At 64.7% G+C, this 14,654-nt stretch carries 9 protein-coding genes; 6 read left to right on the top strand and 3 right to left on the bottom strand.

Features of this window, described 5'->3' with window-relative positions:
* Window positions 1-61: 61 nt before the first annotated feature.
* From AC1RT8_RS01020 to AC1RT8_RS01010, 3 genes are all read right to left on the bottom strand, one after another.
* Entirely contained in the window at window positions 62-1,510 is a 1,449-nt protein-coding gene (locus AC1RT8_RS01020; protein ID WP_493073403.1) for a tryptophan halogenase family protein, read from the bottom strand.
* Window positions 1,511-1,529: 19 nt separating this feature from the next.
* Window positions 1,530-2,297 (bottom strand): DUF6445 family protein, encoded by a 768-nt coding sequence (locus AC1RT8_RS01015; RefSeq protein ID WP_493073398.1) that lies wholly within the window; start codon window positions 2,295-2,297, stop codon window positions 1,530-1,532.
* A 125-nt stretch (window positions 2,298-2,422) separates the two neighbouring features.
* Window positions 2,423-5,662, bottom strand: coding sequence for a TonB-dependent receptor (locus tag AC1RT8_RS01010; RefSeq protein WP_493073395.1), 3,240 nt, complete (start codon window positions 5,660-5,662; stop codon window positions 2,423-2,425).
* A gap of 198 nt (window positions 5,663-5,860) precedes the next feature.
* Here AC1RT8_RS01010 and AC1RT8_RS01005 point away from each other — a divergent pair, with 198 nt between their 5' ends.
* Genes AC1RT8_RS01005 through AC1RT8_RS00980 form a run of 6 tightly spaced genes read left to right on the top strand, consistent with a single transcriptional unit; the run spans window position 5,861 to window position 14,630 of the window.
* The gene (locus AC1RT8_RS01005; protein ID WP_493073390.1) at window positions 5,861-7,411 is read left to right on the top strand and encodes a tryptophan halogenase family protein; all 1,551 of its coding nucleotides are present in this window, start codon (window positions 5,861-5,863) and stop codon (window positions 7,409-7,411) included.
* The gene (locus AC1RT8_RS01000) at window positions 7,408-8,925 is read left to right on the top strand and encodes a tryptophan halogenase family protein (protein WP_493073384.1); all 1,518 of its coding nucleotides are present in this window, start codon (window positions 7,408-7,410) and stop codon (window positions 8,923-8,925) included. The genes AC1RT8_RS01005 and AC1RT8_RS01000 overlap by 4 nt, the downstream gene beginning before the upstream one ends.
* Window positions 8,922-10,457 (top strand): tryptophan halogenase family protein, encoded by a 1,536-nt coding sequence (locus AC1RT8_RS00995; RefSeq protein ID WP_493073380.1) that lies wholly within the window; start codon window positions 8,922-8,924, stop codon window positions 10,455-10,457. The genes AC1RT8_RS01000 and AC1RT8_RS00995 overlap by 4 nt, the downstream gene beginning before the upstream one ends.
* Window positions 10,454-11,962: a tryptophan halogenase family protein gene (locus AC1RT8_RS00990; protein WP_493073376.1), complete on the top strand. Its 1,509-nt coding sequence runs from the start codon at window positions 10,454-10,456 to the stop codon at window positions 11,960-11,962. The genes AC1RT8_RS00995 and AC1RT8_RS00990 overlap by 4 nt, the downstream gene beginning before the upstream one ends.
* Window position 11,963: 1 nt before the next feature.
* Window positions 11,964-13,796: a glycoside hydrolase family 9 protein gene (locus AC1RT8_RS00985; protein ID WP_493073371.1), complete on the top strand. Its 1,833-nt coding sequence runs from the start codon at window positions 11,964-11,966 to the stop codon at window positions 13,794-13,796.
* Entirely contained in the window at window positions 13,797-14,630 is an 834-nt protein-coding gene (locus AC1RT8_RS00980; protein ID WP_493073366.1) for a 3-keto-disaccharide hydrolase, read from the top strand.
* Window positions 14,631-14,654 lie beyond the last annotated feature (24 nt).

Here is a 14,654-nt window from a genome sequence, read left to right as displayed (position 1 = left end):
CCCGGCTCGACTTTTTCCTTATGAGAACGTTATCAGTCAGCGTTGTCAAACACTGCCAAGCCTATGGCCTGTACGGACAATGGCGAGCGATATAGGCGGCGTGACCGGGCATGGTTTCGGCCGATTGCCGGAACAGCCCGGCCGGTCGCAGGAAATTCTGCTGCGCGCGCGGAATGTCGATCGCATCGGCCAGCGGATCCCATGACACGGGAAGCACGCCCCGCCCGATCAGCACGGCCAGCCAGTCCGCCGGGCCGAAACCGCTCGCGTCACGTGGCTGTAGCCGACCCCGTCCGCGGAACAGCTCGATCCGGTGCGCCAGGCTGTCCGGCAGCGCAGCCGCCTCCCCGCCTACGCGCAGGGCTGGTTTCCCTTGCTCGATCGCAACATGATGAAGCAGTGTCAGGTCGCGCTGCGCCTCGATCGTCGCGGCCATGGCTCGATCGAACTCGCCCGCTTCCGCCACCGCATCGCCCCGATCCGGAATCAGCGAAAGGAGCGCGACGATAAAGCTGCTCGCAATGTCCAGTTCGCCGGCCTCGATCGGCTCGATCGAGACCGCCGCCGTACCCAAAGCGACGCAATTATGCGCCCAGAAGCGCTGCCTCCGCCCCCTGCGATGCGCCGTGAAGTTCGGTTCTCCGCCATCGCCCAAGGCCGCGACCGCGATCTCATCCTCGATCTCGCCGGGAGCGTAGCCAAGGTTGTGCCAGGTCCGATGCTGCAGCGGTAATCGCCGCCGCCAGCCGGACAAATGGGCCGCCGCGTTGGTCAGCGGCGGCAGATCGGACAAGGCCTCCGTGCCGACCGCGACCTCGCGACTGGAGGGAAACCAGCCATTCCAGTCCTCGAACCCGATATCCAGCGCTTCCATCAACAGCGCTCGCTCGCCCGTGCAATCGACGAAGAAGTCGCCCTCGATCGAGCGCCCGTCCCGCAACAGGATCGCAGCGATCAGCCCGCTCTCGCCATCCCGCGTGACGGCGCCGATCTCTCCGGTTTCGCAACCCACGCCCTGTACCAGCGCCAGGGACTTTAGATGTGCGGCGTACTGCGCCGTGTCGAGATGATAGCCATAGTCCATCATCGCGCGTTTGTCGGCGGCGGGCCGCGCGAAACGGCCCATCGTCGCGGCGATCGCGGCGAGATTGTAATCGTCGAGATCGATCTGCTGCCCCGCCGCCCGGGCGCGCAGCCAGAGCTGGTAAAAGGGTACCCCACCGACCTCGAGCCCGAAATCGCCAAAGGCGTGCAGATAGTCGGCCGGACGCTCAGAGTCGGCGAAGCGGGTGCCCAGCCGCATCGTCCCGCCCGAGCACGCCAGCATCTCATGCTCGTCCACGCCGATCAGCGCATGGAAATCCTTGTGTGCCGGCAGCGTGGCCTGGGCGACCGCGTCGTCGACCGGGCAATCGATCACCGTGACTCGCATCATCGGCGTGAAGGGCGCCAGCGCGACCGCCACCATCCACCCGGTCACGCCGCCCCCGGCAATGACGATGCTGCGCAATCGCCCCGGCCCGCCCATCTCAGCGCGGCCGGTAATTGACGAAGATATTCGCGGTCAACCGCCCCCTGCGCGGATCTGCGACGAGCGGCTTCTCCTCGCGGATATGGCCCGAATGGAGCAGGCAGCTGCGATAGATCGCCATCCGGTTGAAGACCGCGTCGCAGCCCCCGATCCGGGCATAATGGCCGGTATCCTCGCCGACATAATGCTGCGGCGGCGCCTCCTCGGCCAATTCGCGCGCACGCACCGCGTCATAGGTCACGGCGCGTTCCTCATCGATCGTCTCATATCCGGTCGCGCGGTGGCGGTAGAAGGACGTGCCGCCATAATCCGGGTCGCACAGATAGTGCAGCAGCGCGAACTGCAGCGGATAGACCGTATCGATGTGCGGTGTACGTTGCTGCACCGTCAGTTGCCCCGGCGGGGTCGTGGTCAGCGAGAAGCTGCATTCCGCATTGGACAGCACGACATCGCCCAGACCGAACGCCCGCTCGATCAACGGGCTCAGCGCCCGCACTACTGCCTCGACATAATTGAGCGGCGCCGGCGCGCGGACGCCGGGATAGCCGCCCTCGGGGTTGCCCGCGGGCGTGAACGCCACCTCCCAGGTCGCATAGTCAATCAGCGCGGCCGGATCGTTGAGCAGCCCGTCGACGATCAGCACCGGCTCCTGCACCGCACCGACACGGTCGAGTGTCACCCGCGGGCGCGGGTTGACGCTCAGGTCATAGGTCGGGGCTGGAACGGGCGTCATCGCGATCTCATCCGCAAGGTCTATGGCCCTCATCGGGGCCCGGCAAGCGCCGCCCTCCAATCGAAAAGGGGCTCCAATCCCATTGGATTGAAGCCCCGAGATTCTCCGCCGATGACCTTGCCCTCCCGCAGCGGCGCACAGGGTCGAAGGCGGGGCCCCTAACCTCCGATCTTGGCGCGCAACGAGAAGATGATGCGCCGATCGTTCATGAACCAGGAACGCGGTCTTCGAATGAGGTCGTTGTTGATCACCTGCGATGTCCTGAGCGTCTCATTGAGCAGGTTCACGCCCTGGAAGCCCATCTTGATGTTGGGCGTGACGTTGTAGAACACCGATGCATCCAGTTGGCCAGTCGATTCATTGAAAACTGGCGCAAAGGGCACGATCACGTCGCGTACCGTCAGCAGATAGCGCGAGCGCCAGGAATAGGCGGCACGGAGTTCCAGTCCGTGGGCCTGATAGAAAGGCGCGATGTTGAACGTATATTTCGACAGCCCCTGCAGCGGCAATTTGCTGGTGTCGACATTGGCGACACGCCCGGCGGCAACATTGGGATCAGTGGCCGACAGCGTGCTTTGTCTCACTCCCTTGGATTCAACATAAGTAAAATTGCCACTCAGCCCGAAGCCGCTAAGTAATCCAGGCAGGAAAGTGAAGGTCTGTTGATAGCCCACCTCCAGCCCTTTTACCCTTCCAGTTTCCGGCGAGTTGAAGGGAGTGGTGACAGCTGCGCCAAAGGTGGCGCCGTTGTTGGTTATATAAAAACTGTCGGTGCCATTGGCGATTACGCCGTGCAGGTCTTTCTTGAACAACGACAGGTTGAGCTGCCCGACGCTCGAAAAATACCATTCAGCAGTGAGATCGTAATTGTCGGACCGAATCGGCTTGAGATAGGGGTTCCCGACGCTGAAAAATGCGACTGGCGCTCCGTTCGCGGCGATTGTTGCGTCCAGGGTATCGATGATCACATTGTAAAAGGCGCGAGTCAGGCCGAAGTCCGGAGGAGCGACGCCTTGGTTGAATGCTGCGCGGAACTGCAGTCCTCCGCCGACCTCAAGCTTGAGATTCACGCTCGGCAGGAAATAATGATAGTCCAGCTTCACATTGATCGGTGAGAGCGCGCCGTTCTGGAACGCATTGGCATTGGCGACTACTGTCGGCCCGAGCGCGCAGAACGGCGTCGGCGGCTGCCCGTTCTGCGGCGGCGTGCAGGTGAAGGTCCGTTTCGGGAAGGAAAGGTTGCCGCTCGCTTCACGCGTCGTCTTGGAATAGCGCAGACCGACATTGCCGCTCAGATTTACCCCGCCGCTGCCGATCGGGTTGCCAAAGCGGATTTGCGCATAAACAGCGTTATTGCGCTCGTGCACCGGGTTGATTTCGCCCGGCAGGAACGGCGTTCCGGCAACGACGTCGCACCGCATCGCCAGCGGCACCCAGTTCTGTGGACAAGCAGGCGTTCCAGCGAGCCGGTCGCGCCATTCATCGCCGATCGCGAGGCCGGCGGCACTGGCCGCCGCATAATTCTTGATCAATTCGTCGGGGAAGAATAGCCGGCCAGCACCTGTCGGCAGGTTGACGGTCCCGCGGAAGAAATTCGAGAAGGAATAGGCTTCGCTTGGCCCAGGCGAACCGCCAGCCGTATTCGGGTTGCCGTTGACGGGCTCGTCGAGCCATACCGGCCCGGTCCCGCCCCAGATTTCGCTGAGCACGCCCCAGTTATAGGTCGAGAAGCGCGCGGTGTTCTCGCGATCGGAGAAGCGATAGCCGGCGCGGATCGAGGTCAGCCAGCTATCCTCGGGGAAGCTGTAGTCGAGATCGATGCGCGCGGCATCCTCGTTGCCGTCGCTGTCCTCGATATGGTCCATCGCCGAGCGGTAGAAGCTGTTGTACGGATCCAGATAACTGTTGTGCTGCGGATTCATGTACAGCGAGCCGGCATTACTGAGCGGCAGGAATTTCACCGTCGCCGGGTCGTCGCCGTTCATGTGGATCTCGGCATTCTGGAAGGTCGAAGCCCAGATGCCGAAATCGGTGTTGGTCACGTGCGATTTGGTGTGCTGGTAATCCAGGTTGACACCCAGCCGGTCGGTCACCTTCCATTTGAAATTGGCGCCGTAATCGTCGGTCAGATAGCGCTGATTCACCGCACGGGTGATGTTGTTGCTCTGCAGGCCGTTGAGCGGCGTACGGATATTGTCGGCGGCGCCCCATTGATCGGCACGGTAGCCGTTCGGCGCGGTGATCGTACCGTCGGTGAAGATGTTCTGGCTGTCGAAGCTGAAGCTGGTGCCCGGCAGCGGCTGCGAATCGCCATTGCTGGTAACGTTGTCGGTCGCGATCTCGACCGCATGCTCGGTCCAGGTTTCGCGCGAGTCCGACCGCAGGAACTGGAAGGTCGCGGTCATCGACTCGTCGTTGCTGCGCCACTGCGCCGCCGCCGAATAGCCGTAGCGGATGCGCTGGGTATCGGTGCTGCGGATCGCCGCGCCGCGCGGGATATAGACGATCGTGTCGCCAGCACCCGCCGGCGGCTGGCCGAACGTGCCATTGGCATGGCGCGTACGCTGTCCCCAGTTCGAAATCTGCAAGCCGTCCGAGCGCGACAGGAGCTCCGAGCGCACGAAGCTGCCCATCAGGCCGAATTCGCCGGCGCCGGTCTGCCACCGGTTGCTCGCCAGAAGCGAGACGGTCGGTGCGGACCGATGAGTCAGGTCGCCGTAATTGACCTCCAACGTACCCGCGACGAGCAGACCCTTCGAATCGAAGGGCACGCGCGTGCGCAGGTTGACCGTGCCGGCGATACCACCCTCGACCATGTCGGCCGAAGGGCTCTTGAACACGTCCACACCGGCGAGCAGCTCCGACGGCACGTCCGCATAACTCAGGCCGCGGCCGTTATTGGCGGTGAAGGTGTCCCGTCCGTTGAGTTCCGAGCGGGTATAGGTCAGACCGCGGACAACCACGCCTGAACCCTCGACCGAGAAGTGATCGGGGTCGACGCCCGCCGCGAAGCGGCTGATCGCGACACCCGGCACGCGCTGCAGCGCCTCGGTGACCGAACGGTCGGGAAGCGCACCGATGTCCTCCGACGAGATCGAGTCGCTGACGATCTCGGCATTCTGCTTCAGCGCCTGCGCCGTCTTGAGGCTCTGGCGGATGCCGGTGACGACAATATCGGCGTCATCCTGGGCTGGCGTGTCCGACGTTGTCTGTCCGGTCGCGTCTTGTGTGCCCGATACCGGCTGAGCCAAATCCGCGACTTTTGGGGCGACTTCGTCAGCCCATGCGGGGGTCGCCATCGAGAAGGCACAAAGCGCCATCATCGACACGCCGTCCCTCAGCGAACGGCCGATTCCGCTGCGATTCACGATTCCACCAGTGCGCGAAACATACCTCATCAGGTCACCCCCCTGTCATGGTACCGCTACCAATTTTTGGTGCGATTTTTTCTTGGCTATCTTCGTAGCTGCGGTCATGATGCCGTATCGGATATAAAAAGCAAGAGGCGCCCCGCAAAAAGTCTCACGTGGGACATTTGTTACAGATAGTGTGATCGGAAACACACATCTGTCGCAGCGGATGCACAGGGAGGGGCAATGATCGAAGCACAGGCGGCACGGGCCGACTCGGACAGGCGACTCCGTCGAATCGTCATTATAGGCGGCGGAACTGCCGGCTGGATGACCGCGGCGTCGCTCGGATGGGCATTGTCGGCACTTCCGGTCGAAGTCGTGCTGGTCGAGTCGGAAGAGATCGGCACGGTCGGCGTCGGCGAGGCCACCGTCCCGCACATCCGCTTCTTCAATCAGCGGCTCGGCATCGACGAAGCCGATTTCATGCGACGCACCAACGCCACCTTCAAGCTGGGCATCGAGTTCCGCGATTGGGCACGGATCGGCGACAGCTATATCCACCCGTTCGGCGATTTCGGCCGCGATATCGCCGGTCTGCCCTTCCACCAGCATTGGCTCCGCCTCACGCGCGCCGGACGCACCGACAGGGCGCTGGAGGCGTTCTCGCTCCCGATCATGGCCGCACGCGCCGACCGGTTCGCATCGCCCTCACCCGATCCATCGACGATCGAGTCGACCTTCTCCTACGCCTATCAATTCGATGCTGGCCTCTACGCCGCCTATCTGCGCAGCTACGCCGAACAGCGCGGGGTACGACGGGTCGAGGGCAAGGTGATGTCGGTCGGCCAGGACAGCGAAACCGGCTTTATCCGCTCGGTCACGCTCGAAAGCGGCGAAGAGCTGGCCGGTGACCTGTTCGTCGACTGCTCGGGTTTTCGCGGCCTGCTGATCGAAGGCACGCTCAAGGCCGGTTATGAGAGCTGGACTCATTGGCTGCCCTGCGATGCCGCGCTCGCGGTGCCCTGCGTGCATGGCGGACCGCTCACCCCCTATACGCGCGCAACGGCACGCGACGCCGGCTGGCAATGGCGCATTCCGCTCCAGCACCGGGTCGGTAACGGCCATGTCTTCAGCACTGCCTTCACGGACGTCGATGCGGCCCGTGATATTCTGATGGCGAACCTGGAGGGCGAGGCGCTGGCCGAGCCCAAATTGCTCCGTTTCGCCACCGGCAAGCGCAAGGCGCAATGGCTCGGCAATGTCGTCGCGATCGGCCTGTCCTCGGGCTTCCTGGAGCCGCTGGAATCGACCAGCATCCACCTGATCCAGCTCGCCATCACCAAGCTGATCGAGCTGCTGCCACTCGACGGCTGGGATCCGCTCGACGCCGCCGAGTTCAACCGCTCGATGGGGGTCGAATATGAGCGGGTCCGCGACTTTCTGATCCTGCATTATTGCGCCACCGAACGGACCGACACAGAGTTCTGGAACCATTGCCGGACGATGAGCCTGCCCGACTCGCTGGTCTACAAAATGACCGCCTTCCGGGAACGCGGCGTCGTCGTGAAATATCGCGAGGGCATGTTCCTCGAACCGAGCTGGCTCGCCGTCTATTATGGCCAGCGCATCGAACCCGACCGAGTCAGCCCGCTGGTCGAGGCGCTGCCGATCGACGAGGTCTCTGCCCGCGCCGAGACCATGGCGGTCGCTTTCCGCCACGCCGCCGAGGCGATGCCCGATCACGCCGCCTATCTCCGTCAGCTCTCTGGCCTTGCCGATCCGGTGCGCGCATGACGGGCGGTGAGATGCGCACCGTCGCGATCCTGGGTGGCACCGTTGCAGGCTGGATGGCGGCCGCCACCCTCGCCCGCCGCCTGCCGCGCCGGCACTACAGCGTCATGGTCGTCGAGACCGATCGCGACGGGGATGGGCTTGGCGATTTCGGCACGACCTTGACCGCGCTGCCGTCGATCGGGCCGTTCCACGATTCTCTCGGCATCGACGAGAACCTCATCCTGCGCGCCGCGCGCGGCAGCTTCTCCCTGGGAGTCGCCTTTGCGGGCTGGGCCGAACCGGATTCGGCCTATTTCCTGCCCTTCGGCGCAGTCGGCGCGCCGCTCGGTCCGGTCGCCTTCCACCAATTGCTGACTCGCTTGCGGCAACAGGGTCGCCCCGTCAGGGCGGCGGACTATGCGATCGCCGCGATCGCCGCCCAGGCAGACCGCTTTGCGCGCCCATCGACTGACCAGCACTCAATATCGTCGCACTATGCCTATGGCCTCCATCTCGACACCTGGGGTTATCTCGCGGCGATGCGCGCGACTGCCGAGGCGCATGGCGCACGGACCGCCGGCGCGCCCTTCCGCCGGGCGCTGCTGGGGGCATCGGGCGAGATAGCGGCGCTTGAACTCACCAATGGCGACTCCCTCGCCGCCCTGCTGTTCATCGACGCGACCGGCTCCGACGCGCTATTGAGCGGGGGTGCCCTCGGCGTCGGTTTCGAAAGCTGGCGACAATGGCTGCCCTGCGACCGGGCGATAGCCGCACGCGTCGCCGATCCGTCCGATCCGTCGCCGCTCGGCTATGTCGAGGCCTTGGCAAACGGTTGGCGCAGCGGCACCCCGCTCGCCGGCGAGGAGGGGCGCCTGCTCTGCTGGAGCAGCGCGTTCGGCAACGGGGACGGCGCGGCAGCGCTTGGTATCGAGGGCGGCGAGCCGTTGCATGGCATCGCGTTCGAGAATGGCCGCCGTGCCGTGCCCTGGCATCGGAACTGCGTCGCGATCGGCGCTGCCGCCTGTGTGCTCGAGCCGCTGCACCCAGTCGCGCTCCACCTCGTGCAAAGCGCGCTTGCCCGGCTCATCACCCTGTTCCCCGATGCACCGGAGGCACCGGTGGAGTCAGCCGAATATAACCGCATGACGATCAACGAGACGGAATGCGCCCGCGACTTCCTGATCGCACAATATGCCACCAATGGCCGCCTCGCCGATCCCTTCTGGAATGCGGTCCGCTCGGTGCGCCCGCCCGACCGCCTTGCTTACAAGGTCGCCCAGTTCGCCAGCGCGGGTCGCATGCCGATGTTTGACGACGACATGTTCGAGGAAGCCGACTGGATCGCCCTGCTCGACGCGCAAGGCCTCCATCCGCGCCGCCACGACGCGCTGGCGGGCAGCGTGCCGGTCGAGCGCATCGAGCGGCATCTCGCGAGGCTCCGCGAAGCGATCATTGCCGGCGTGAAGGCCATGCCGCCGCACGGCGAGTATCTCCGCCGGGCCCATAGCGCCCCGCCGCGTGGGGCCGCCGCATGAGTGCGACCGCACCGATCCGCAGCATCGTCATCGTCGGCGGCGGCACTGCCGGCTGGATGGCAGCCGCCGCTCTTTCCCGTCTCGTCCGCACCGGCGTTTCGGTCACTCTCGTCGAATCCGACGCCATCGCCACGATCGGGGTGGGCGAGGCCACGATCCCACCGATCCGCAATTTCAACGGCCTGCTCGGGATCGATGAGAACGACTTCCTCTCGAAAACGCAGGGCACGATCAAGCTCGGCATCGATTTCATCGACTGGACGCGCGAGGGGCACCGCTACACGCACCCGTTCGGCGAATTCGGCTTCGATATCGAGGGGGTGAAGTTCCATCATTTCTGGCGGAAGCTCCATGCCGAGGGCAAAGCGAGCTCGATCGAGGATTATAATCTCTGCGCCACTGCGCAAAAACTGGGGCGGTATACGACGCCCGTCGCCGATCCCGCCTCCGTGCTGTCGCGCCTCACCTATGCTTATCAGTTCGACGCATCGCTCTACGCTATCTATCTGCGCGCCTATGCCGAGGCGCGCGGGGTGGCGCGGACCGAAGGCAAGGTCGTCGATGTCTTGCTGCGCAGCGAAGATGGCCATGTCGATGCGATCGCGCTCGAGGGCGACCGCCGTATCGAAGGCGAATTGTTCGTCGACTGCACCGGCTTTCGCGGCCTGCTGATCGAGGGGGCGCTCAAGACCGGTTTCGAATCCTGGAAACATTGGCTGCAATGCGACCGGGCCTGGGCGGTACCATCGGCAAACCCGGGCAGCGAGATTGCACCCTATACCAGATCGACCGCTCGCCGCGCCGGCTGGCAATGGCGCATCCCGCTGCAGCACCGCGTCGGTAACGGTTATGTCTATTGCAGCGACGATATCAGCGACGACGAAGCGGCCGCGACGCTGATGGCCAATCTCGACGGCGCGCCCTTGCGCGATCCGATGCTGATCAAGTTCGAGGCCGGCCGCCGCAAGCTGGCCTGGAACCGCAATGTGGTGGCGCTCGGCCTCGCGTCCGGGTTCGTGGAGCCGCTCGAATCGACCAGCATCCACATGATCCAGACCGGCGTCTCGAAGCTGATGGCGCTGCTACCGGACAGCGGTTTCTCGCCCGTCGAACGCGACGAATATAACCGCCAGACCCAGATCCAGATGGAGCAGGTCCGCGATTTCGTGATCCTGCACTATCACGCCAACGAACGCACCGACGGCGACCTGTGGCGCCGGGTACGCGAGATGGACATCCCCGAGACGCTCCAGCGCAAGATCGACCTGTTCCGCAACCGCGGCCGCTTCTTCCGCTACGACGACGAGCTGTTCGCGGATTCGAGCTGGATCGCGGTGCTGCTCGGCCAGAACGTGATGCCGGCCGGCTGGGATCCGCTCGCCGACGCCGTCGATCCGGCGCTGGTCCGCCAGCGGCTCGACCGAATCCGCGAGGTGTTCCGCCGCGCCGCCGCGGCAATGCCGCGCCACGAGGACTGGCTCGCGCGCACCTGCCCCGCTCCCACCGCCGCTCCGTCGAGAAAGACCGCATGACCGACAACCGCATCCGCAAGATCGTCATCGTCGGTGGCGGCACCGCCGGCTGGATGGCCGCGGCGACCTTCGCCAAGCTGCTGAGCACCGACTATACCGAGATCACCCTGATCGAGTCCGACGCGATCGGCATCGTCGGCGTGGGCGAGGCGACGATCCCGCAAATGGCGATCTTCAACCGCATGCTCGGCATCGACGAGGACGAATTCCTCCGCGAGACTCAAGGCAGCTTCAAGCTCGGCATCGAGTTCGTGAACTGGGGCAAGATCGGCAGCACCTATTTCCATCCGTTCGGCAAGTTCGGCGTGGATATGGCGGGGGTGTCGTTCCACGCGCACTGGCTGCGCGCGCACCATGCCGGGGACGCGCGGCCGATCGAGGAATATTCGCTCCAGGCGCTGGCCGGCGAGCAGGCGAAGTTCATGCGGTCGATCGACAATGGCAAGAACTCGCCGCTGAGCGAGATCGCCTATGCCTATCATTTCGACACGTCGCTCTACGGTCCGTTCCTTCGCCGCTATTCCGAAGCGCGGGGCGTGGTCCGCCAGGAGGGCAAGATCGTCGACGTTGCGCTACGTGGCAGCGATGGCTTCATCGAGGCGGTCGTGCTGGAGGACGGCACCCGCGTCGAGGGCGAGTTGTTCATCGACTGCTCCGGTTTCCGCGGGCTGCTGATCGAGCAGACGCTGGGCGGCGGATACGAGGACTGGTCGCACTGGCTGCCCTGCAACCGCGCGGTTGCCGTGCCCTGCGCGCATGGATCGCATTTCAGCCCCTATACGCGCGCGACCGCGCACAGCGCCGGCTGGCAATGGCGCATCCCGTTGCAGCACCGCATCGGCAACGGCCATGTCTTCTCGACCACCTATATGAGCGAGGACGAGGCGACCGCGATCCTGCTCGCCAATCTCGACGGCGAGGCGCTGGCCGAGCCGCGCGCCATCCCGTTCCAGAGCGGCCATCGGCAGAAGATGTGGATCAGGAACTGCGTCGCCCTGGGCCTCGCCTCGGGCTTCATGGAGCCGCTCGAATCGACCAGCATCTGGCTGGTGCAGAGCGGCCTCGCGCGTCTGATGGGCATGTTCCCCGATCGCAGCTTCGCGCCGGGCACGATCGATCGCTACAACCGAATATTGCTCAACGAATATCGCCAGATCCGTGACTTCATCGTGCTCCATTACCACGCCACAGAACGCGACGATTCTCCCTTCTGGAACTATTGCCGGACGATGGAGATTCCCGAGCGGCTGAACGAGAAGATGCGCTGCTTCGAGGAATATGGCCGCACCTTCCGCGACGATGACGAGTTGTTCAACGAGACGAGCTGGTTCGCCGTGATGAACGGCCAGTGCATGAAGGCGGCGACTCACGATCCCGTTGCCGACACACTTGGCCCGGACGTGCTGGAGGCGCGCCTGACCAATATCCGGGAGACCATCGCCGCCTCGGTCGGCTATATGCCGAGCCACCGCGACTTCATCAATCGCCACTGCGCGGCGGCCTGACATGCGGACCATGCTCCATACGGCCGCCGCCGTCGCGCTTGCCCTCGCCACCGCAAGCCCGTCAGCCCCGGCCGATGCGCCGGCAACGGCAATTCACCTGAACCAGCTCGGCTTCGACCCCGACGCCGCCAAGCGCGCGATCGTCGCCGATCCGGCAACCGCGCCCTTGCCATGGCGCCTGCTCGACGCGAGCGACACCATCGTCGCTCAGGGAAAGACCCGGGTCACCGGCAACGACACCGCCTCGGGCGATCATGTCCATGAGGTCGATTTCACCGGCGTCAGCGCGGCCGGCACCTACCGCCTGAGGGTCGGCGAGACAGAAAGCCGCCCCTTCCCCATCGCCCGCGGCATCTACACCCCGCTCAAATACGCCGCGCTCAACTATTTCTACCAGACCCGCGCCGGCATCCCGATCGAGGCGCGCTACGCCGGCGGCCTACGATGGGCGCGCCCCGCGGGCCACCCGAAGGAAATCGCCCCTTGCTTCTCGGGCAAGGACGACAAGGGCAATGACTGGCCCGGCTGCGACTATAGCCTGGACGTGACCGGCGGTTGGTATGACGCGGGCGACCACGGCAAATATGTCGTCAACGGCGGCATCGCGCTGTGGATGCTGCAGAATTACGCGGAACGCGAGGCGGCGAAGGCCGGCCCCTCGGCCTTCGCCGATGGCAAGGCGAAGCTGCCCGAGGCCGGCAATGGCGTGAACGACCTGCTCGACGAGGCGCGCTGGCAGATGAGCTTCCTGCTCGCCATGCAGGTGCCCCAGGGCAAGCATATCCGCGTGCCCGTCGGCCCGCAGCCGCAGGGCGTCAAGCTCGTCTTCACCGATATCGACGCGTCGGGCATGGCGCACCACAAGGTCGCCGACCGGGCATGGACCGGCCTGCCGATGCGGCCGGCCGACGACCCCCAGCCGCGCCTGCTCTATCCGCCCAGCACCGGCGCGACGCTCAACCTCGCCGCCACCGCGGCGCAGTGCGCCCGGATATGGCGGACGATCGACCCGGCCTTTGCCGCGCGTTGCCTGGGCGCAAGCGAACGCGCCTTCAACGCCGCGCTGCGCAATCCGGAAATCTATGCCCCCGACACCTTCACCGGCAGCGGCGGCTATGGCGACCGCACCCTGGCCGATGAATTCTACTGGGCAGCGGCCGAGCTGTTCGTGACGACCGGCAAGCCGGTCTGGCGCGATGCCGTGACCCACCTGGCGCAATTTTCGGCGCCCTTGAGCGAACCGGGCTGGCCCAACACGGCGGCGCTCGGCACGATCACGCTCACCACCGTTCCCAACACGCTATCCGCGAAAGAACTGGCGTCGCAGCGCGCCCTGATCGTCATCGCCGCCCGCCGATTCCTCGGGGAAGAACGGGGCTCCGGCTATCATATTCCCTATGGCACCACCGCCTATCCCTGGGGTTCCAACTCGAACATCCTCAACCGCGCGATCATCCTGGCGCTGGCCGCCCAGTTCACCGGCGAGGCGCCTTATCGCAATGCCGTGGTCGACTCGATGGACTATATCCTCGGCCGCAACCCGCTCGACCAGAGCTATGTCAGCGGCTTCGGCGTCAATCCGATGCGCTATCCGCACCACCGCTTCTGGGCGCCCTCGCTCGACCCGAAACTGCCGGGGCCTCCACCGGGCGTGCTGTCGGGCGGGCCGAATTCGACCGCGATGGTGGACGACATCGCGAAGACCATGAAGGGCAAATGCGCCCCGCAACGCTGCTGGCGCGACGATGTGCACGCCTATGCGCTGAACGAGGTCGCGATCAATTGGAACGCCCCGTTGTTCTGGGTCACCGCGTATCTGGACGAGGAGCGGTAGATGGCCAGCAGGCAGGCAAGCGACATTCGGCCGATCCGTACCGGGCTGCATCTGATCGGACCCACGGCAAAGGCATTGCTGGTTCTGCCGATCCTGGCGCTGGTTGGAGCCGGGGCCGCGCCCGAACCCAAATGGCAGCCGATCTTCGACGGCCGGACGCTCGATGGCTGGACGCCGAAGATCACGGGCCGCGCGGTCGGGGAGGATCCGCGCCACATGTTCATCGTGAAGCATGGCGCAATCCGCGTGTCCTATGCCGGTTATCCGCGCTTCGAGGGCGAGTTCGGTCACCTTTTCTGGAAGGCTCCGATGCATGCCTATCGTCTGCGTTTCGATTATCGTCTGTTCGGCGCCCCCCTTCCGGGCGTGAAGATATGGCAGCAGACCAACAGCGGCGTGATGTTCCACGCCCAGGCGCCGGAAACGATGCGGCACGATCAGGCATTTCCGGTCAGCCTGGAAATGCAGCTGCTCGCCGTTCCCCGCGCGGTGCGGGAGCCGACCGCCAATGTCTGCACCCCGGGTACTATTGTTGAGATAGCCGGCAAGCAGGATCCCCGGCATTGCATCCTTTCGTCCTCGCCGCTGTTGCCCAGTGGGCACTGGGTCCACGCCGAACTCGAAGTCCTTCCGAACGGGCAGATCACGCACCGCATCAACGGAAAAATCGTCCTGCGTTATGCCAATCCCCAGCTCGACCCTGACGATGCGGACGCAAAGCCGCTCGTCGCGGCAGCGGGAGGGGTATTGACGCTGCGTCGCGGTTATATCGCGCTGCAAAGCGAGGGGAATCCGGTCGAGTTCAGGAAGATCGAGTTGCAATCGCTGGACTGACGACCTCATCCTGATCGAATGACG

This window comes from Sphingomonas sp. GW821-FHT10F11 (assembly GCF_058809095.1).
This window is presented reverse-complemented; position numbering and strand designations above follow the sequence as displayed.